Genomic DNA, 20,760 nt, shown 5'->3' with positions numbered 1-20,760 from the left:
CTGCCTCTTCGGACCGCAGGGCGATCCGGCGGTCCTATCCGTTCTTATACGGCGAGTGTTCCGCCCGGTATGACGGCGGGAATGATGATTTCCACCGTGGTGCCTTGTCCGAGAGCGCTGTGGAATTGGAGGGTGCCGCCATGGTTCTCGATAATCCGGAAGGTCACCATAAGTCCGAGTCCGGTTCCTTTTTCCTTCGTGGTGTAGAAGGGCTCTCCGAGACGGGGAAGACGGTCCTCCGGAATGCCGCATCCCTGGTCGGTGAAGCGCATCAGGACCTGTTCATGATCCGTGCGGAGGAATTCAATGTGAATCTGGCCGCCTTCGGCCGGCATGGAATCGACGGAATTGTTCAGGATGTTGATGAACACCTGCTTGATCTGGTTCTCGTCACACAGGATCGGAGGAAGATCGGGATCGATATGAGTGTGGATGTCCACGTTGTGGATCAAAGCTTGGGAACCCATCAGCATCAAGGTGTTCTGCAGAATGGCGCCGGCGTCCTTCTTCTGGAACCGGACGGACTGGGGCTTGGCGATCACAAGGAATTCGCTGACGATAAAGTTGATACGGTCGAGCTCTTCGAGCATGATATCGAAGTAGTTGTCGTAGCCGTTGATCTTGCCCTGCAGCAGCTGCACGAAGCCCTTGAGCGAGGTAAGCGGATTGCGGATCTCGTGGGCTACGCCGGCGGCCAGCTGGCCGACGACCGACAGCTTCTCGGAGCGGATCAGCATCTCTTCGGCCCGCTTGCGGTCGCTGATATCCTGGCCGATCATGTAGACCCCGGCAATCTGCTTGCCCACAAAGATCGGAAAATTGAGCACGCTGGCCTCCACCGGGTAGCCATCCTTGTGAAGGAAGGTAAGCTCGTAATGGGGCGTGGAGCCGTTCAGGGTATCCTGGAAGTGCTGGAGCCACAGGGGGTAATGCTCGGGCAGGATCAGCGGCTGGATTGTACCGCCGGACAATTCCTGCTCGGAATACCCGATGACCTGGAACATGGCCGGATTGACACTGGTCAGCAGACCATTGAGGTTCAGGGAGCAGATGGGATCGGGATTGTGCTCGAAGAGCGACTTGTACCGCAGCTCGCTTTCTTCGAGGAGCAGCTCGGCCTTCTTCTTCTCGTACAAGGCCTTGATCATGGCATAGGACCGGGCAAAGCGGTGGTCCTCCTCCTGGGCAAGCACGGTTTCGAAGAGCTCGTCTCCTTCATGGCTCGGCGGGATGCCTTGGTCGAGCTCTTTCATTTTGCCCAGGAGACTGCGCACGTTCGTAATATGTTCACCGTGGATCCACGCGGCGGAAGCGGTCTTGTATCTGGAGGATGTACCGGAGCGGAGCGTAACGACGCCCTTGCGCGGCTCGTAATCGGTGACATGGTTCATATTGACCACGTTCATCTGATCGATGAGCCGGAAGCCTTCCTCGTACAGCCATTCCTCAAAAACTTCGAGAGAAGCGGCCCAGTAATATTTGTCGGAAACCGTATGGATGATGAACTCCTTGTCCCGGATGCACTCGATCTTGACTACGTCATCGGACGAGATGATCGTGATGTCGGAGCTCTTTTTATCGCGGATGACTGGGATTTTCTGCATATGATGAGATCACCTGCCTGTCGCATTCGATTCATTATAGCACGGATGCCAGGCATGGAACAGCAGGAAAACGGTTGCGGCATTCCAGGGAATGGAAATGAACTTGCGGGTTCGACAGGTTGGGGGGCTGGATGTTTCGACCATATCAGGGCATGGGTGGGGATTAATTATAGGTAAAATCTATTAAAATAATTATATTTATATATTGGATCAATAAACAAGGGTGTAAGATAATGGGAAATAGAAGAGAGGGAGTGTGAGCGAAGATGAACGAGACGAAGTCAAACGAGTGGAACGCGGGACATTACGACCAGAAGATTGGGTATGTCTCCCGCCTGGGGCAAAGCCTTATCGGGCTGCTGCAGCCGGCGGAGGGGGAGCGCATTCTGGATATCGGCTGCGGCACCGGCGACCTCGCCTGGGAGATTGCGCGGAGCGGGGCTCATGTCACGGGGATCGACAGCTCGGAGGCCATGGTCGCACAGGCAGCTGCAAAGTACCCGTCTTTAAGCTTCCGCGTTGACGATGCGCAGACCTTCCGGCTGCAGCCGGAAGAGGCGCCCTACGATGCGATCTTCTCTAACGCGGCGCTGCACTGGATCCGCAGGCCGGCGGATGCCGCCCGGTCGATGGCGCTGGCGCTGAGGTCCGGGGGCAGGCTCGTGGCGGAGTTTGGGGGGCAGGACAATATAGCCGAGATCTATCAAGGGATCCGCTCGGCGCTGGAGTCCGCCGGCATCGATGCGGATGAACGGAACCCGTGGTATTTCCCTGGGATCGGCGAATACGCCTCCGTACTGGAGGCTGAAGGCTTCCATGTCCGTACCGCCGAGCTGTATGAACGGCCGACGCCGCTTGGGGATGGGGCACAGGGGCTGAGGAACTGGCTGGATGCCTTTGCAGGCAAGTTCTTCGCGGGTATGACGGAGCCGGAGAAGGAGGAGGCCTATGTGCGGTGCGAAGCTGCGGTCCGTGGGAAGCTGCTTCGCGGAGGGGAATATATAGCGGACTACCGCAGGCTGCGGATCACGGCCATCAGGCTGTAACCGGTGTTTTATTCATGCCGCGTTCCGGAAGGAGGGCGGCTTGATCTTCCAGGTGATCCATCTTCGTTTCCATCTCGGACAGCCGGCGCTCCAGATGCTCCAGCCGGGCACCCAGCCCGGCATAACGCCGCTGTATTTCGTTCATTTCCCGGGTCAACTCTTGGATCGGATTGTTCATGGGATTCTCCCTGCCTCTCCGCCTGACGGTCAGGCTGTTGATACAGCATTCGCAGGCGGCTTTCAAATTGGGGGTGCACATCCAGTTCATTCCACAATATGGAGGGGAATTCCTTCCGGAAGGCCTGATTTTTTTCCTTCGATCCGGCCGCAATTGGCGCTTGTTCCTTCGGGGGCTTTGAGGCACAATGGAAATGAAAGCCTAATCTTCGAAGGACGGACGGTGCGCCATGATACCTCAGCTTGCCGGATGGACCCGCAATTGGAAAATGATTCTTACGCTTGCCCTGCCTTCGATTATCTCCTTCGCCTCCGGTACGGTCACCGGCACCATCAATCTCATGATGGTCGGCGGGATGGGGGCTCTGGTCATTGCGGTCGTCGGGGTGTCGAACATCATTGCCTATAATGCCTGGGCGTTATGCTCGGGCTTCGGCCATTCGGTGAACTACCTGGTGGCCCAGAACTATGGGGCAGGCCAGATGGACCAGGCCGTGCGCCGCACCCATATCGCCCTGTACGTGGGAATTGCCGCCGCAGTGCTTGCCGTGCTCACCGGATGGCTGGCCCCCGGCCTCATCCTCCGGTTGATGGGAGGCTCGGAGGAGCTGGTGGCCGCAGGCAGCAGCTATCTGATGTACCGCTTTTTCGCGGTCGCCTGCTTTACCCTGAGCTTCATCCTGCACGGCTTCTTCCGGGGCATCGGCGATACCCGCACGCCCATGGTGATGACGATCGCCGCCAATATCGCCATGATCTTCTTCACTTATACGCTGACCTACGGCCATTGGGGCTTTCCGGAGCTCGGGCTCTCCGGCGCGGGTCTGGCGGTCCTGATCGGCGAAGCCCTGGGACTGCTCGGGAGCGCTTACGTTTATTTTATCCGCCTGCACGGACGCTTCGCCACGAGGCGCAGGGTTACGGTGGAGCGGGAGGAAGCCTCCCTCATCCTGGCGGAGAGCGGCAAGCTCGGGATGCAGGAGCTTGCGATGTCACTTGCCATGTTTGTATTTACCATGTTTATTACAAGGCTCGGAACGGAGGCGCTCGCGGCCAACGAAATTGCCCTGAACGTCATGGGACTCGGCTTCATGCCGGCCTTCGGCTTCGGAGCCACCGCCACGATCCTCGTCGGCCAGGAGATCGGGCGGGGGAATCCGCTGGGCGCCAGGCGCATGGCCGGGGATGTTGCCGTGCTGGGAAGCCTGTTCCTGCTTGTACTCGGTACGGCCGAGCTGGTGTTCTCTACCGAGGTCGCAAGGCTCTATACCCAGGATTCGGCGGTCTATGAGCTGGCGGGAAGGCTCATCATGGCATCGGCCTACCTTCAGCTGTTCGACGGCCTGCTCAATTATTATGCGGGCGGGCTGCGCGGCCTCGGCGATACGACATTCCTGCTCCGCGTGTCGCTGATCCTGAACTGGCTGCTGTTCATTCCGCTGGCTTACGTTCTGACTTTTTCGGCGGCTCTTGGGAGCATGGGCGCCTGGTTCTCGCTCTACGCGTTTCTGGCCGCCTTTGCGGTAGTGCTGTGCATCCGCTTTTACCGCACCGACTGGTATTCGGTTACCGTCAAGCAGAGTCCGGGCCACAGCGGTTAGCTGCTGCGGGCTCTCAGTCCTCTGCCGCGGGAAGCTTCGGCTTCCGCGGCAGAGGTTCTTTGCGTCCTTCCATTTCGTTTGAAGGAATTTACAGAAAAGCATCGAATTATGTAATTGATGCTTTTTAAGGTCCTCTGGGCTATAATGCGACACGAAGCGTCGGAGGGAGTTGAACCAACCGCATGTTCAGCAGGACCTTATGGCCATACGGTGCGGTCCTGATCATCTCCATGGGTCTGCTCGGGCTCGTCCTTGCAGGAGGGCTTGCCATGCTCCAGCAGGCGGGTCCTCCTGCGGCGGCACGGCAGGGAGTGCTCACTCTGGATGACCCGCAGGAGCTCAGCAGGGGTGTCCTGCTGGAGGGGGAGTGGGAGATGTACTGGGGCGAGCTCCTCACGCCTGATGATTTTGCAGCCGCAGCGCCCCCAAGACAAGGCGGCCGGTCCGTAGTGCTCCCCGGCACATGGACGGGACTTCCGTCACCCGAGGGGAAACTGCCGGGCCTCGGCTATGCCACCTACCGGCTGCGGGTCCAGCTTCCCCCGGGAACCGATGACCGTATGCTGCTCGCGGTGAGAATCCCGCCAGTGAACAGCGCCTACCGGCTCTGGGTAGGGGGAACGCAGGTTGCCTCCGCGGGGACGGTAGGGACCTCGCGGGAAACCTCGGTTTCGCAGTACACGAAGGCGATGGCCGTCTTCCATCCCCGGAATGCGGAGCTGGACATGGTGCTCCAGATCGCGAATTTTTCGCATGCCAAGGGGGGGCTCCGGCAGCCCATCGAGCTGGGGGAGATGTCGGCGGTCCACCGCTCGGAAGACCTGGCGGTCGGATTCGACGCCCTGCTGATCGGCTCCCTGCTCATTATGGGGCTCTATCATCTCGGTCTGTTTACCGCAAGGCGCCAGTCCTGGTCGATGTTCTATTTCGGCATGTTCTGCCTGCTCTTCTCGCTGAGGATCACGCTTCTCGGCGAGGTACTCCTGGTCAAGCTCTTCCCCGGTCTAGACGGGGAGCTTCAGCTCACCCTCGAGTATTTGACGGCCGCGCTGAGCCTCCCGCTGTTTACGCGATTCTTCTCGAACTCGTTTCCGCAGGAGAGCTCGGAGCGGCATACCCGGCTGTTTACGCTGCTGCCCGGAGCATACGCGGTGCTGGTCATCGCCCTGCCCTCCGTCATGTTCACCGGCACCTTGATTGTGCTCCAGCTCATCATCACGGTCTGCGCCATGTACATCATCTTTATCGCAGCCCGGGCCGCACGCCGCAGGCGTACGGGGGCAAGGTTCCTGCTGGCTTCCTGCCTGCTGTTCTTCGCCACCGTAATCAGCGACATGCTCTATGCCCATGAACTGGCGGTGTCGCGGGATACGCTGTCCGCCTTCGGCCTGCTCTTCTTCGTTTTCTCGCAGTCCGTGCTGCTTTCGGTGAAGCTCTCCCGTACCTATGTGCAGGAGGAGCAGCTGACGGCGGCACTGACGGCACTGAACTCCGGCCTGCACAGCAAGGTGCTCGAGCGCAGTGCCGAGCTGGAGGCGGCGAACGGGGAGCTCGTACGCAAGAATGAGGAGCTCTCCCGCCTGGAGAGCTCCCGCAGCAGGCTGCTCAGCAACATTTCGCATGACCTGGGCACGCCGCTGACCACCATCCGCTGCTATCTTGAAGCGATTATGGACGGAATGGTCGAGACGGACGAGGAGAGGGAGCGGTATGTCCGCCTGATTCACGGCAAGGTCCTGGGTATGGACCGGCTCATTGAAGATCTCTTCCAGCTGTCCCAGCTCGAAGCGGGACGGGTTGTGTTCAAGTTTCGGCCCATTCCAGTAGACCGGCTGGCGGGCCTGCTGTTCGGCAGATATGAGCTCGATACGCGCAATAGCGGCATCGGCTACGACCTGACGGTAGACCGGATGGGTGAGGCGGCCGGACGGGCGGAGTACGCCGAGGTGGAGGCGGATCTGGAACGGCTGCACCAGGTATTCGGCAATCTCATCTTCAATGCGATGAGCTTCATGAGACGCGGCGGCCGCATCGAGGTGTCCGTCACCGAAGACGGACGCGAGATGCGCTGCAGTGTCAGAGACAACGGGCGGGGCATCGAACCGAAGGATCTGCCTTATGTCTTCGAACGGTATTACTCCGGGCGTGCTTCTCCCGGCAAGACAAGCGGCGGGCTAGGGCTGTCGATCTCCAAGGAGATCGTAGAGGCCCACGGCGGCCGCATCTGGATCGAGTGGTCCGAGCCGGGGGAGGGGACTCTGATTGTGTTTGCCCTCCCGATTCGTGAACCGGTTTCGGAGTAGAATGGACAATATCAAGTGGTGGTGGTACGAATGTCTGGACAAACGATACTGCTGGTCGAGGATGACCGCGAGATTGGCGAGATGATCCGCAAGTACCTGGAGAAAAATGAGTTTCGTGTGGTTTGGTCACAGAACGGGGGCGAGGCGGTGGCCCTGGCAGCCCGGGAACGCCCGGATTTGGCGATCCTTGATGTGATGCTGCCGGATACCAGCGGCTTCGAGGTCTGCCGGGAGCTGAGAGGGATGACCTCCGCGCCGATTCTGTTCTTGAGCTGCAGGAGGGAGGAAGAGGATAAGATTAACGGACTGAACCTGGGAGGTGACGATTATATTACGAAGCCGTTCTCGCCAAACGAGCTGGTGGCCAGGGTGAAGGCGAACCTGAGGCGCCCCCGGCTGGTTGGGGAAGGAGACCCGAGCGGCATGAGGGTCCAGGTCGGACCCATCGCCATCGACCGGCTGTCGAGGACGGTAACAGTCGATGGCCGGACGGTGCTCCTCTCCCGCAAGGAATTCGATCTGCTGAGCTTCCTGGCGCTGAGCCCCGAGAAGACCTTTACACATGAGGAGCTGTTCCGCGAAATTTGGGGCCAGGAGTGCTTCAATGACTCCCGGACGATCATCGTACATATCAGCAACCTGCGCAAAAAAATCGAACCGGACCCCGCCAATCCCCAATACGTGATCAATGTGCACGGAGTGGGCTACAAGTTCGTCCTCGGCATCCCCAAGCCGTAAGTCCGCGGCTGACCTGGGCTGGAAAACAAATGCGGCCCGGGCCCCTAACATGTTCTGCTCCTCCTGCCGATATCAGTAGGTATATATCAGGATTGACCGTTCTGCGAATTCTTTCACCTGTGGGAAGAAGCCCGGCTTTAGGGCCGGGCAGCCGCGGATCCTGTCAACAGGAGGAGCCTTCATGAGCAAATGTCCTTTCAGCACGGTAGCCGGATGGTTCGGGTGGAAGCGGGATGCGAAGCCCGCCCATCATGAGCTGTTCCTGAAGCAGGAACAGCTCAACCAGGCTGCCGTATCCTATACCATCGACGACCGCGAGCTGGATGAGCAGCTGCGAATGATCCGGCTCACGGAGCAGGACCTGCGGGTGATCAAGGTGATTCAGCCGCTGATGGAGAGCCAGATCGACTGGATCGTGGAACAGTTCTATGATGCGGTTTTGAAGGTGGGCAAGCTGGAGAAGATCATCCGCGACCACAGCACGGTGGATCGCCTGCGCAGGACGCTCAAGGTGCATTTGACCGAGCTGTTCAGCGGGCAGATCGACCGCAAATTCGTCGAGAAGCGGATCGGCATCGCCTTGATCCACCAGCGGATCGGGCTGGAGCCCAAGTGGTATATGGGCGCTTTCCAGAATCTGCAGAATGCCTTCCTGCAGGTCGTGCAGACCCATGTGCAGGATCGTGAAGAGAGCATCGTGATCTCGGGTATCGTGACGAAGCTGCTCAATTTCGAACAGCAGCTCGTGCTTGAGGCGTACGAGAAGGAGAATCTCCGCCAGCGCGGGCTGGAGCATGAGCGCTACCGCCATGATCTGCGTTCGATCAGCGAAGAGCTGTCCCTGCTCACCGACGTGAGCAGCAGGTCGGTCGAAGGCCTGATCGCCAGCAGCGGGGGCGTCAAGGAAGCGTTGGAGATGACGGTGCAGCAGTCCAAGACGAGCCAGAGCCTGGCCGGTACGGGACAGGAGCGGCTCCACTCGCTCGAGACCCGCATTCATGCCATTCATGACCGTGCGGACCACATGCAGACGACCATCGTCCAGCTCAGCGAGCTCATGGGCCAGATCAAGGAGATCGTCACGATCGTGCAGGACATCGCGGAGCAGACGAACCTGCTGTCACTCAATGCTGCGATCGAGGCCGCCCGTGCCGGGGAACACGGCAGAGGCTTCTCCATCGTAGCCGATCAGGTGCGCAAGCTGTCTGAAGACACGAAGAGCACACTGACCCGGATTGGGGATATTGTGTCACAGTCGGACCAGTACAATACGAACGTCATCCGTTCGATTACCGAGGTACAGCAGGTGGTGGAGACCTCCCGCAAGGAAGCGGCGGAAGCGCGCCGTGTCTTCACAGGCATTATGGACTCCATGCAGGGCAACATCGACCGTACCGCCCAGATGGAGTCCGGTATGGAATCGCTGCAGCAGGTTGTACGGGAGATCGGCGGTGCGGTGAACAAGGTAGCCGCTTCCGCCGAGACGCTGCGCAGCCGCGCATAAGAGATGGGGCAGCAGCAGCATCTCCTCTGAATCATCAACGATTGAAGCAAAATAGGCGGAAGCACCGGACCCGTTGACTGGATTGTACAGTCAGGGGGGGCCGGGGACTTCCGCCTTTGTTTTTGGGCTTGGGCTGTCATGGGAAAAGAAGACGGGGACGGGGCGTACATTTTTTCATGAAGTTGAAGTCCGTAAAAGGTAATCGGGTGCAAGCGTGAGCCGTGAGACGTTACCTGTAGGAAGTTATGGGTTCCGCTCCGGGGATGGGTCAAGCATGGTTTGTATCCGACAAACCACCAAACGGCTGCCCGCACTCTCCCGCTTCTTCCGCCGGTGTGTCACCGGCTCCCAAGGCCGGAAGCTTCGCGGCCTCCGCTCTTCGGAGCCGGCGGCAAGCCGGCCTACCCCATGTAGGCCGAAGCATCGAACGGCAGCTTGTGCGTATGGTTCGACTGCTCGATCAGGGAAGAGAGCTTCACGGCTTCGCGTTCCTTTTTCTGCGCGGCGCGGCTGTAGGCCTCCGGATCGTACAGCGCTACGGTGAAGAGAGGCTTCGCGCCGTCACCGCTGCCGCCCCGCGATACATGACGCTCCATCTTCTTGGCCGCGCCCAGGGAAGCCAGCATGCTCAGCTCGCTTCGGGTCTGCTTCGCCAGCTCGATCGCCTCGAGCACGGTCAGGTCCAGGTCGTTCCAGCGGATCGTATGCGAGATATTGGCCTTGGCGATCAGGACATCCAGCGTCCGGTAATCGGCGGCCGTCCTCTCGATCTCCTCGGTAATCATGTCGACCGTGCGGGAGGGATATTCCGCCTGCTCGCCCTTTTCGATGATCACCTTGCTGTTCTGCATCCGCTCCTGCATCAGGTGATGCAGCCGCCGGGTGATCGCCGCACGGACGCTCAAGGCCTCCGCTATCGTTATGTATTCCTGCATGCTCTGCCTCCTTCCGGTGTATGTGCTTACTCTAACGACGGAAGCGGGACAAAGGTTGCAGAGGACAACGACAAAAAACCTGCCCCCTGGGGGACAGGTTTGTGCGCAAGCGTCTTTTTCAAAATGAAACGCGCATGGTCCTTATGAGGAAAGGACCATGCGCGTTAATCACATCCGATCAGGACGAGGTGCCGGTATCGAGCAGCTTCGCCAATGCGCCGAACGGATTATGCGAGGCTTCGCCTTCGGAGTAGACCAGCTCCGTGGAATAGAGCAGCTCTTCGGATGCGAGGTTCTTCTCCAGTCTGAAGGTGGAGTACCGTTTCACGAACACCTGCGCCGTGTTGTAGGCGTCGTCCAGCGCCCGGTGCTGCTGGCCCTGCAGGACGATCTCCTCGATCTCCAGGGCGCGCTTCAGCCCTACCTGCTTGTAGACCTCGGGATTGATCATCCGCGAGTACTGGCTCTGCAGGTTATTATGGTTGCGGATCCAGTCGAGCTCCATCTGCAGCTCGCGCGTCTGGCGGAGCAGCTGCATCTTGTCGTCGGGCCCCCAGGAGCAGAGGTAGTAGTCTTCTTCGCCGATCCATTCGGTGAAAGCCTTGACGGCTTCGCGGAACTGCGGCGCTCCCGCCACGTCCTCCTGCTTGATGCCGGTGAAGGAGACGGTGGAAGGAGTGAGCGTGGGCTGCTTCGTAGGCTTCACGAAGGTCTGGAAGGTGTCGACGATCGCGGCCGTGCCGTCCGTTTCCTTCACCCGGACAGCGCCGATCTCGATGATCTCGGCGATCTGATGCTGTTTGCGCTGCACCGTGAATTCCAAGTCGTAGATGATGTACTGCATGGGTGTTCCTCCGCTTTTCTGTATATTGAATGGTGCCCTGGATATGCGATGGGATAACGGGACAATAAAAAGAAAAGCCGGCAGGGGTCTGCCGGTCCAAAGGCAAAAGCCTATGTTTCATTGTGCCACAAATAAACCCAAAAGGAAATGAGAAATTCATCTCATGGCTGTGTCAGTTTTTGGCGGCTTTTCCTTCTTTTTTCGCAGAAAGAAGGGGGCCCAGCAGATAGTATAGAAAGATAAGGGCGCAGACGGCGGACAAGGCATAGGCCGGCAGTCCATCCAGTGTGAGGCTCGGCCCGGCGGGCAGGAGATAGCGGTTCGCCAGGATCAGGAGAATGTAAACGCCGATGGTCAGAAGACTATTCACGTAAAAAATAATATGCATGGTGCGCCGGTTCTTGAAGGCGGTGAGCCGTAAGGAAGCCCAGGCAAACAGAAACAGGAAGAAGCTGACCCCGATATAAGAGCACATCTCATATAAATCGAAGACGATCCGTCCGGAAAATCCCTGCCTCACCACGTATAAGGGAAGCAGGAGCAGGAACACCAGGACATAGAACTGGAACTGGCTGACAGGAGAGCGCCTCGGCAGCTCGCGGATCAGCTCCTCGCAGTAAGCCTTCGGATCCATGCCGAATACCTCCTCGAACGACCGGCCGCGGGCTTCGGCTTCCGCGAGGTGCTCGCCAAGCTCACCAAGCACCTGCATGGCTTCCGGGTCGGAGAGGGACAGGGAGCTCATGACGTAGAATTTCATTTCATCGAACAGCTTCTGATTGGCCGGACTCAGCGGGGGAGACAGATCCCGGGCTGCGGTCATGGTCGATCACCCTTTCTGGTGAAGTATGGCGTCCACGGCTTGGGCCAGCTCCTGCCAGCCGCTGCGGAACTGCGCAAGCTGACTCGCTCCCTCCTCGCTGAGCCGGTAATACTTGCGGTTCGGGCCCGAAGGAGAGGGACGAAGGGTGCTCTCGACGAGCTTTTCCCTCTCCAGCCGGAGCAGCAGCGGGTAGATGCTGCCTTCCTTGGCGAAGTGAAAGCCGCGGGCTGCGAGCTTCTCCATAATCTCGTAGCCGTAGGTTTCTTCTTCGGCAATGATGGCCAGTACACAGCCCTCCAGGACGCCTTTGACAAGCTGGCTGAACAAGGAGACATCATCCTTTCGGCAGGTATATTGCATAGCAAGATAGTGGGGCGGACATCTGCCTTGCATAACAAGTTAGCTTGATCGCTTATATTGTAATCTTTTTCCAGGCAAGACGCAAGATCCAGGAGAATTCTTAAAGCGGCCGCGTTGAGAAAGGCCTTCCCCGTACGGTGTCCCCCCTCCGGCAGAAGAGAATGGTATCCCTCCACTAGTCAAAAGTATCCCTATTGACGAACCCCCGCCCGATCCCTTATGATGACATTGTAATCGAATACATTTGGCGTGTTACCGGTTAAAGGGCATGAGCCAGGAAAAGACTAGAGATTAACATCAGTCTATTTTCTGGCTCTTTTTGTCGTCCCCGCATCTAAGAATCCCACATCCTTGAAAGGTGGTGTACCCCCTTGACAACGAACCGTCCGCTGCGGATCGAGCGGGTCATCAGCAACAACGTGCTGATGGTGCTTGAGCCCCAAAGCGGCAAAGAATATGTCCTGATGGGCAAGGGCCTGGGCTTCGCCTCGAAGGGAAACGGTACGATCGACAGCGGGGACCCGCGGATCGAGAAGCGCTTCCGGCTCGACGACCGCGACCAGCTGAGCGAGTACCAGAAGCTGCTCGAGGGGATCGACCCGGAGGTCATCGAGATCTCGGAGACCATCATTGAGAGCGTGAAGAAGCAATTCGAGCAGCCGGTCAATAATAAAATTTACTTCGCGCTGCCGAGCCATATTCAATTCGCGGTCTACCGGCTGCGGGGCGGGATGGATATCGTCAACCCGTTCCTGCAGGAGACGCAGATGTGTTTTCCCAAAGAATACGAGATTGCGCGCAGCGCGGCGGAAGCCATCTCCTCTCGGTTCGGGATCACGGTGCCGGAGGATGAGATCGGGTTCCTGGCGTTCCACGTGCATTCGGCGGTGTCCGACGTATCGGTCGGCCACCTCGTCAAGATGTCCTCGCTGGTCGGCGAGCTAGTGGAACGGGTGGAGGAGCGGCTCGGCAGCCGGCTGCCAAGGGACAGCATGGATTACATCCGGCTGGTCACCCACCTGCGGTCGGCTGTGGACCGGATTTCCGGGAGGAAAGCGGTGCCGAATCCGTTCATGCGGGATTTCGAGCAGGCGTACCGCCGCGAGTATCTCCTGGCATCCGAGCTTGGGGAGATGATTCAAGAAGGGCTCGGTGAGGAAGTGCCGGAGGACGAGATCGGCTACATGGTGATGCACCTGTACCGGCTGTTCCTCACATACGCTCCGCCGCAGCATGAAAGTTGAAGGAGGAAGAAAGATGTTATCCAAACTGTTCGGAGGCAGGAATAAAGCAAACCTGCTCGAGATCGCAGCGCCGCTGACAGGGACGGCCGTTCCCTTAAGCGGGGTGCCGGACCAGGCATTCGCCGAAGGGCACATGGGCGGCGGGCTGGCGGTCGAGCCGGAGGAAGGGCGGCTGGTCGCGCCGTTCGACGGCACCGTAGCCCATCTCATCAAATCGAAGCATGCGGTCATTCTGGAGCATGCAAGCGGTGTTCAGGTGCTCATGCATATCGGTATTAACACGGTGGCGCTCAAGGGAGAAGGCTTCCACGCGCTCGTCGCCTCAGGCGACACGGTGAAGGCAGGGCAGACGCTGATCGAATTCGACATGGAGGCGATCCGGGCCGCGGGCTATCCGCTGATCACCCCGGTCGTCCTGGCGAATCAGGCGGAAGCCGAGGCGGAGCTCGATTCCGTGAAGACGGGCCGCGTGCAGGCCGGCGAACCCGGTCTGCTCCGGGTGAGCGTCAAGCTGCAATAACCTCCCGTCGTTCGTAACAGGTAATCCGGAGGGGCAGGCCGCACGCCGGCCTGCACTCCTTCTATAACATCATCCGAAAGGGTTGACCCTTATGCTGGCATCCTTACAAAAAATCGGCAAGGCCCTCATGCTTCCTGTAGCCGTGCTCCCTGCAGCGGCCATCCTGCTGCGCTTCGGCAACATTGACTACATCAAAGACTTTCACATGGGCGAAGGCGCCGGCGGCTTCCTCAACCAGTACATCGCGCCGTTCTTGAACGCCGGCGGCTCGGCGATCTTCGATAACCTGCCGCTGATCTTCGCGGTGGGCATCGCGATCGGGCTGGTCGGGGACGCTGTTGCCGCGCTCGCCGCCGTAATCGCTTACTTGGTGCTGACCAGCGTGCTCTCCAAGGTTCCCGGCGTATTCACCGAGATGATCGGCAAGGACGTCAAGCTCAACATGGGCGTGCTCGGAGGCATTCTCGCCGGGGTGCTGGCCTCTTATTTCTACAAAAAGTACCACAACATCAAGCTGCCGGATTGGCTCGGCTTCTTCAGCGGCAAGCGCTTCGTGCCGATCATCACGTCACTGGCGATGGTCATCGTAGGTATCGTCTTCGGCATCATCTGGGGACCGGTCCAGAACGTGCTCGACGAGTTCGGCCGCTGGATCGTCGGCCTCGGCGGCATAGGCGCCCTGATCTTCGGCATCGGCAACCGGCTGCTGCTTCCGTTCGGTCTGCACCACGTATTGAACTCCATCGCCTGGTTCCAGATCGGTGACTTCACCGATGCTGCAGGCCAAGTGGTCCACGGCGACCTGACCCGCTTCTTCAAGGGTGATAAGTCCGCGGGAATGTTCATGACCGGCTTCTTCCCGATCATGATGTTCGCCCTGCCGGCGGCTGCGCTGGCGATCGTGCATACGGCAAGACCGGAGAAGCGCAAAGCGGTCGCTTCGATCATGTTCGGCACGGCCTTCGCTTCGTTCCTGACGGGGATCACGGAGCCGCTTGAATTCGCTTTCATGTTCGTCGCTCCGGTGCTGTACGGCTTCCACGCCGTGATGATGGGGATCTCGGGCTACATCCTCTACATCATGAACGTGAAGCACGGCTTCGGCTTCTCGGCCGGCCTGCTCGACTATCTCATCAACTACCAGCTCGCCACCAACCCGCTGCTGATCATCCCGGTCGGTCTGGTCTTCGCGGTGCTGTACTATGTCGTATTCCGTGTGCTCATCGTAACGCTGAAGCTGAAGACACCGGGCCGCGAGGACGAAGAACCGGCTGCAGCGGCATCTTCGGCGGAGAACGGGAAGCCTGCTGCGGCTGCACCGGCTGCCGGAGGCAAGGCCATGGCGCTGCGTGAGAAGGCGGACAGCGTGCTGACGTCCATCGGCGGAGCCGACAACGTCGTGGGGCTGGACGCGTGCATCACCCGCCTGCGTCTGGTCGTCAAGGATGACATGATCGTGGACGACAAAGCGCTGAAGGCGCTCGGGGCGGCCGGCGTCATGCGGCTCGGCCAGGGGGCCGTGCAGGTCATCTTCGGGCCGCAGTCCGAATCGCTCAAGGATGAAATTAACAAGCTGATGTAACAGCAGGGAGGCGGTTTTTCTCTTCGGAGAGCCGCCTTTTTGTCGGGAACATGTTGAAATCGCTTTCACCAGAGTGGAGAAATTTACCCCTTCTTTGTCGAAATCGTACCCTGCCGGGTTTATCGAAGCCCATACTATAATCGAACTTGTAAAGATCATCCCAATTTAAGTTCCTTACGGAGGGGTCATGTTATGAAAAAAACAGTATCCACGCTTGTGGCTTCCGCCATGCTCGTCTCGGGTCTGACAGCCTGCGGATCTTCGGACACCGGGGGAGCGGCCGATAAGGGCGGCACCGCCGCAAACCAGGATGCAGCGAAACCCTTCACGGTTTCGCTGCGCCACGTGCAGGTCCGCGACGACGCGAAGCTGCGGCTGAAGCTGCTCGAAGATGTGGGGAAGCGGATGGAAGAGAACGTGCCGGGGCTGAAGGTGGAGCTCGAAGGCGTGGAGGATAAGGTCAACCGCTTCGAGAAGCTGCCGGCCGAGATGGCGGCGGGCACGCCCCCGACCATCTTCGATCTTTTCGGGGGCACGGATACGCAGAAGTTCGTGAAGGCGGGGCGCCTGCTGGACCTGACCCCGATCCTCGCGGAGCTCCGCCTTAAGGATAAGTTCCTGAATCTCGACGAATTCACGGTGGACGGCAAAATCTACGGACTGCCTACAGCGGGCTTCGTGGAAGGGGTCTTCTACAACAAGAAGATCTTCAAGGACCTCGGCGTCGAAGTGCCTAAGACCTGGGAAGAGTTCCTGGCGGTGGCGGAGAAGTCCAAAGCGAAGAACATCACGCCGCTGGCCTTCGCTTCCTCCGATGCGTGGGTGATCAACATGCTTATGAACACCCTCTGGGTGCGCACCGCCGGAGCCGAATCCGTGAACGGCTTCGTGGCCGGGAGCAAGAAGTGGACGGACGGGGACGTGCTGGACGGCTTCAAGAAGTTCGAGACGCTCGTGAAGAGCGGCTACTTCCAGGAGGGCAACCTCGGCCTGAAGTATGCGGAGCAGCAGAACAAGTTCCGCGCAGGCGAAGCGGCGATGCTCTTCGACGGCTCCTGGGCGAACTCGGCCGTAGTCGATCCCGAGAAATCGAAGATCGCGAACGACGTAGGCTTCTTCAACTTCCCGGCGACAGGTGGCAAGGGCGATGGTCTCATCAACGGCTCCTTCTCCAACGGCTACGGCTTCTCGGCCGCGCTGAACGAAAATGAGCTGAAGGCGGTCAAGGAATTCATCAAGATCATGTACAGCGAAGAAATGCAGAAGCGCCAGCTCAAGGAATCCGGATTCCTGCCGGCGCTGAAGATCTCCGATCTCTCCGGCGTGAACCCGATCGTCGGCGAGATTCTGAAGGTGGCGAATGCGAAGCAGTTCCCGGCCTTCGACTCCGTGATCCAGGCGAAGGTCCGCGAAGCGCTGGAAGTGAGCATGCAGGAGATGATCGGCGGCAAGGCGACAGCCGAGCAGGTCGTGGAGAAAGTGCAGAAGGCCCAGGATGCGGCCAACAAGGAAAGCAAGTAAGAGGCACTAAGCACAAGGCACGGAATCTGAGGGGAAGCCAAGCTGGAGCCTGACGGGACTTCTGCAGCTGCGAAGGAAGCAGGTGAGGGCCGGGCGGCCCTCACCCTCCAGAGCACGGAAGCTAATCCCGCCCGCTAAACCGAAGCCGAAGCCGTAGACCCCGGTCCCCCTCTTCCTGCGGATGCCGTTCTCCTTCGGGAGGCGGCATTCGGTACGAAGGGGGCCTGCCGGATTCCTGCCCGAGTCCGGTCCGCACGAATCCATTTTTCACCTGACTTTTCGAAGCGCGTTCCACGGAAGGAGGACCGCTGCCGCGGGATGCCCGGTGTGTCCCACAGGAGGTTTCCATATGAAAAAAACGATGCAAAATCCGCTGACATATACGCTGTTTCTTCTCCCGACGCTCGCCCTCTATATCTTGTTCTTTCTGATCCCGCTGGCCCAGTCGGTCCAGTACGGCTTCACCCGCTGGGACGGCGTCAATACGCCGGAATTCATCGGCCTCGGCAACTTCATCCAGGCCTTCGCCGACGAGAAGGTATGGCAGGCGTTCAGGAACAACTCGTACTTCATTCTGTTCTCCGTCTTCATCCAGATTCCGATTATTGTGTTCCTCGGCATTCTCATCTCCGGCATTACCAGGCTCAAGGGCTTCTACAAGACCTTCGTCTTCGTGCCGAGCATTCTCTCCACCGCGGTCGTCGGGATTCTGTGGTCCTTCATCTACCACCCCGAGATCGGTCTCCTAAATCAGCTGCTCCGATCCTCGGGCTTCAAGGAGCTGACGCATACGTGGCTGGCGGAAGACAGCACGGCGATGCTCTCGGTGCTCGTCACTAATGGCTGGCAGTGGGTCGGCTTCTACGTGGTGCTGGTGCTGGCCGCCATCCTCGGCATCTCGAAGGAAGTGTTCGAGGCCGCGGAGCTCGACGGCGCCCGGGGCTTCCGCAAAGCCTGGCACATCACGCTCCCGCTGATCCGCCCTGTGATCATGGTCATTATCCTGCTCTCGATTACCGGTGCGATGAAGGCGCTGGATATCGTCATGGTCATGACGAACGGCGGTCCGGCCGGACTGACCGAGGTGCTCGCCACTTATATGATCAAGCAGGGAACCCGGCTTAACGATTACGGGTATGCCAACGCTATTGCGCTGCTCATCTTCCTGTTCACGCTGGTCCTGACGATGATCTTCAACGTGATTTCCAAAAAAATCGGGGAGGCTGACGCATAACGATGTCATCGACATGGAAAAAAGGCCTGTCCCACGGCATCCTGTGGGTGTACCTGCTGCTGACGCTGTACCCGCTCGTCTGGGTGCTCAATTCCTCGTTCAAAACGAACAAGGAAATCATCACGAATCCCTGGGGCCTGCCGCAGGAATTCACGCTCGATAACTACGCCGCAGCGTGGAAGGGCGCGAAGATCTCCACGTACTTTTTCAATTCGTTCTATGTTAGTATAGTGGCAAGCGTGGTGACGATCCTGTTCGCTTCGGCGGCAGGCTACGCGATCACCCGGATGCAGCTCGGACGCGTCAACAAGTACGTGAATGCGGCTCTCCTGCTCGCGCTGCTCGTGCCCGGCGGGACGCTCATTCTCCCTTTGTTCGTCTGGCTGCGCGACCTCGGTTTATACAACACGCATTTGGCCCTGATCTTCCCCTATGTGACGTTCGGACTACCGCTCACGGTCTTCATTGTATCCGCATTCATGAAGTCGATCCCGGCGGATCTCGAAGAAGCGGGCGTCATGGACGGACTGACCGCCTTCGGTCTGTTCGCCCGAATCATTCTTCCGCTGACCGTACCCGCGCTCGTTACGGTCTTCATCCTGAACTTTCTGTCGAACTGGAACGAGTTCGTGATGGCATACCTTTTTCTCTCCAAAGAAAAGCTGCGGACCCTGCCGACCGGCATGGTCGCCTTCATGAACCAATTCAATATGAACTACGGGGGCCTGGCCGCGTCGATCATGTTCAGCGTGGTGCCGGTGCTTGCCGTGTATGCTTTCCTGCAGGAGAAAATTATCGAAGGCGTCACGGCCGGCAGCACCAAAGGATAAGGAAGCCCCCCAGGCTGTACGGCTTCCCGCCTTCGGACGCGGAAGCGGCGGGGCGCTTCGGAGGAAAGGAAGACTCGCGCGCGATGAATCTTCGCATCAAAGTATTCACGGCCTTCATGGCGTTCATCATCGCGCCGCTGTTCGTGCTCGGCGCCATCACCTACCTGCTGTCCCAGCACATCATTGAACAAAATTACGCCGAGCAGTCGGAATTCACGCTGAAGGCGGTAGGACGCAATATCACCTACGTGCTCAAGGAAGCGAACTATTTCTCGGAGGACTACATGCTCCGCGACGACATCCAGCGGCTGCTCGGGCAGCGGGAGTCCGTCGATCCCGTCACGCAGGCCGAATACGAACGGCTGCTGCAGCGCACCTTCCTCTCCTACACGCCGGCGTATGCGGTTACTCTGTACAGCCTAAGTGGGCAGTCGTTCTCCCAGGGGCGGATCGGGTATCAGCGGGTGCCGTATGCCGGCCTCGTCAAGCATCCGGTATTCCGGGAGGTCCTGGCCCTGAACGGCCCGCCGAGGTGGCTCGGTCCTTATGAGGCGCCGGAGTGGACGGGCAGCGAGCCCCTCTTCACCGTGGTGCGCGTCATTAACGACAAGTACACGCTCGACAACCGGGGCATTCTGCTGCAGCAGTTCCAGTTTCATGAGCTCAACCGGATCTTCAACTATTTCGGCACGTCGCACAGCAAGGACCTGCGCTTCATGATCGTGAACGGCGAAGGGTTGATCATGGTCGACAACAAGGGGGAGCTCGCCGGCCAGACGCTGGGCGGTCATGCTTCGGAAGGGCTGCAGCTCGGCGAGGAATACCAGAGCCGCAAGATGAAGTTCGACGGCGTGGAGAGCGTCGTGTCGGTCCATCATCTGGAGCTCAAGGACTTCGGGCAGATGAACTGGAGCATCGTCTCTATCACGCCATGGGCTTACTTGTCGGGCCGCACGGAGCAGGTGCTGCAGTGGATCTCCGCGATCACGGCGCTGACGCTCATCAGTGCGCTGCTCTTCAACCTGTTCTTCGTGAACCGGATCATCCGCTTCATCCTGTATGTCGTCAGCTCGATGAAGAAGGTCGAGATCGGGGATCTCAGCATCCGGGTCGAGGCGCACAGCAGGGATGAGACCAGCGTGCTGGCGCGGGGCTTCAACTCCCTCGTCGACCGGATCGAGACGCTGATCGGGGAAGTGAAGCTGGAGCAGGACCGCAAGAACCGGGCGGAGCTCATGCTGATGCAGGCGCAGATCAAGCCCCATTTTCTGTTCAATACGCTTGAGTCGATCAATGCGCTGGCGGCGCAGAACGAGGGCCGCAAGGTCAGCCGGATGGTGCAGCGGCTCGGTACGCTGCTGCGGGTGAGCTTCCTGCAGAAGGAGGAGATCCCGCTGTCGCTCGAGATCGACCATGCACGCAATTATCTCGAGATCCAGAAGTACCGCTTCGAGGAGCTGTTCGATTACGAGATCGACGTGCCTGCCGGGCTCGGCGGGGTGCCGATCCTCAAGCTGACCCTGCAGCCGCTGCTCGAGAACAGCATTCAGCACGGGCTCGAGGAGAGGCTGCATGCGGAAGGAGCGGGCTACAAGGGCATGCTCCGCGTCCGGGCTGAAGAGAAGGAGGATGCGGTCATCCTGTGGGTGGAGGATAACGGGATGGGCATCCGCAGCGAGGTGCTGGAGCGGTTCCACGGTACGCCGGGGTCCCGGATCAGAGCCTCCGGGGCCGGAGAGGAAGGCGGGGAACGCATCGGGCTCGGGATCCCGAACGTGGCGGACCGCCTGCGCATCCATTACGGCAGCCGCTGCGGGATGATGATCTGCAGCCTGCCGGGGCAGGGGACAGTGATCCGCTGTACGATACCAAAGGAAGCAAGCGGGTGATACGC

General features: G+C 59.2%; 18 protein-coding genes. 12 read left to right on the top strand and 6 right to left on the bottom strand.

Translation table 11 applies throughout. The features are described 5' to 3' along the window. Window positions 1-44: 44 nt before the first annotated feature. Entirely contained in the window at window positions 45-1,604 is a 1,560-nt protein-coding gene (locus tag ACP26L_RS29930) for an ATP-binding protein (protein ID WP_426448999.1), read from the bottom strand. Window positions 1,605-1,870: 266 nt separating this feature from the next. Between ACP26L_RS29930 and ACP26L_RS29925 the strand changes: the two genes are divergently transcribed. Then, window positions 1,871-2,650 carry a class I SAM-dependent methyltransferase gene (locus ACP26L_RS29925; protein ID WP_426448997.1) on the top strand — a complete coding sequence of 260 codons (780 nt, stop codon included), beginning with the start codon at window positions 1,871-1,873 and terminating at the stop codon, window positions 2,648-2,650. Here ACP26L_RS29925 and ACP26L_RS29920 read toward each other — a convergent pair. Further along, window positions 2,640-2,828 carry a hypothetical protein gene (locus tag ACP26L_RS29920; protein ID WP_426448995.1) on the bottom strand — a complete coding sequence of 63 codons (189 nt, stop codon included), beginning with the start codon at window positions 2,826-2,828 and terminating at the stop codon, window positions 2,640-2,642. The two genes, ACP26L_RS29925 and ACP26L_RS29920, sit on opposite strands and share 11 nt — an antisense overlap. Before the next feature lie 229 nt (window positions 2,829-3,057). On the opposite strand from ACP26L_RS29920, the gene ACP26L_RS29915 reads away from it, so the two are divergent. The 4 genes from ACP26L_RS29915 to ACP26L_RS29900 all read left to right on the top strand — a co-directional run bounded on the left by ACP26L_RS29915 (window position 3,058) and on the right by ACP26L_RS29900 (window position 8,973). Then, entirely contained in the window at window positions 3,058-4,428 is a 1,371-nt protein-coding gene (locus ACP26L_RS29915; RefSeq protein ID WP_426448993.1) for an MATE family efflux transporter, read from the top strand. A 182-nt stretch (window positions 4,429-4,610) separates the two neighbouring features. Beyond that, window positions 4,611-6,731, top strand: coding sequence for a sensor histidine kinase (locus ACP26L_RS29910; RefSeq protein ID WP_426448992.1), 2,121 nt, complete (start codon window positions 4,611-4,613; stop codon window positions 6,729-6,731). A gap of 30 nt (window positions 6,732-6,761) precedes the next feature. Then, window positions 6,762-7,469 (top strand): response regulator transcription factor, encoded by a 708-nt coding sequence (locus tag ACP26L_RS29905; RefSeq protein WP_426448990.1) that lies wholly within the window; start codon window positions 6,762-6,764, stop codon window positions 7,467-7,469. 181 nt (window positions 7,470-7,650) lie between these two features. After that, entirely contained in the window at window positions 7,651-8,973 is a 1,323-nt protein-coding gene (locus tag ACP26L_RS29900) for a protoglobin domain-containing protein (protein ID WP_426448989.1), read from the top strand. Window positions 8,974-9,374: 401 nt separating this feature from the next. Here ACP26L_RS29900 and ACP26L_RS29895 read toward each other — a convergent pair whose 3' ends face one another. The 4 genes from ACP26L_RS29895 to ACP26L_RS29880 all read right to left on the bottom strand — a co-directional run bounded on the left by ACP26L_RS29895 (window position 9,375) and on the right by ACP26L_RS29880 (window position 11,935). Beyond that, window positions 9,375-9,908, bottom strand: a complete 534-nt coding sequence (locus ACP26L_RS29895; protein WP_426448987.1) for a hypothetical protein — start codon at window positions 9,906-9,908, stop codon at window positions 9,375-9,377. A 178-nt stretch (window positions 9,909-10,086) separates the two neighbouring features. After that, window positions 10,087-10,752, bottom strand: a complete 666-nt coding sequence (locus tag ACP26L_RS29890; protein WP_426448985.1) for an exonuclease domain-containing protein — start codon at window positions 10,750-10,752, stop codon at window positions 10,087-10,089. A 172-nt stretch (window positions 10,753-10,924) separates the two neighbouring features. Next, on the bottom strand, window positions 10,925-11,575 hold the full coding sequence (locus tag ACP26L_RS29885) for a hypothetical protein (RefSeq protein ID WP_426448984.1): 651 nt from the start codon (window positions 11,573-11,575) through the stop codon (window positions 10,925-10,927). 6 nt (window positions 11,576-11,581) lie between these two features. Then, a complete protein-coding gene (locus ACP26L_RS29880) occupies window positions 11,582-11,935 on the bottom strand; it encodes a PadR family transcriptional regulator (RefSeq protein ID WP_426448983.1) in 354 nt (117 codons plus the stop codon). Window positions 11,936-12,306: 371 nt separating this feature from the next. Here ACP26L_RS29880 and ACP26L_RS29875 point away from each other — a divergent pair, with 371 nt between their 5' ends. From ACP26L_RS29875 to ACP26L_RS29845, 7 genes are all read left to right on the top strand, one after another. Then, a complete protein-coding gene (locus ACP26L_RS29875; RefSeq protein WP_426448981.1) occupies window positions 12,307-13,179 on the top strand; it encodes a PRD domain-containing protein in 873 nt (290 codons plus the stop codon). Window positions 13,180-13,192: 13 nt separating this feature from the next. Next, window positions 13,193-13,699, top strand: a complete 507-nt coding sequence (locus ACP26L_RS29870) for a PTS sugar transporter subunit IIA (protein WP_426448979.1) — start codon at window positions 13,193-13,195, stop codon at window positions 13,697-13,699. A gap of 91 nt (window positions 13,700-13,790) precedes the next feature. Continuing rightward, a complete protein-coding gene (nagE, locus tag ACP26L_RS29865; protein WP_426448977.1) occupies window positions 13,791-15,281 on the top strand; it encodes an N-acetylglucosamine-specific PTS transporter subunit IIBC in 1,491 nt (496 codons plus the stop codon). Window positions 15,282-15,473: 192 nt separating this feature from the next. Further along, window positions 15,474-16,802 (top strand): extracellular solute-binding protein, encoded by a 1,329-nt coding sequence (locus tag ACP26L_RS29860; protein WP_426448975.1) that lies wholly within the window; start codon window positions 15,474-15,476, stop codon window positions 16,800-16,802. Window positions 16,803-17,151: 349 nt separating this feature from the next. Then, on the top strand, window positions 17,152-18,036 hold the full coding sequence (locus tag ACP26L_RS29855; RefSeq protein WP_426448973.1) for a carbohydrate ABC transporter permease: 885 nt from the start codon (window positions 17,152-17,154) through the stop codon (window positions 18,034-18,036). Window positions 18,037-18,038: 2 nt separating this feature from the next. Continuing rightward, a complete protein-coding gene (locus ACP26L_RS29850) occupies window positions 18,039-18,866 on the top strand; it encodes a carbohydrate ABC transporter permease (RefSeq protein ID WP_426448971.1) in 828 nt (275 codons plus the stop codon). Between the two features lie 83 nt (window positions 18,867-18,949). Beyond that, the gene (locus tag ACP26L_RS29845; protein WP_426448969.1) at window positions 18,950-20,755 is read left to right on the top strand and encodes a cache domain-containing sensor histidine kinase; all 1,806 of its coding nucleotides are present in this window, start codon (window positions 18,950-18,952) and stop codon (window positions 20,753-20,755) included. The last annotated feature ends 5 nt before the right edge of the window (window positions 20,756-20,760 follow it).

This window comes from Paenibacillus sp. S-38 (assembly GCF_049942825.1).
GTDB lineage: Bacteria > Bacillota > Bacilli > Paenibacillales > NBRC-103111 > Paenibacillus_G.
This window is presented reverse-complemented; position numbering and strand designations above follow the sequence as displayed.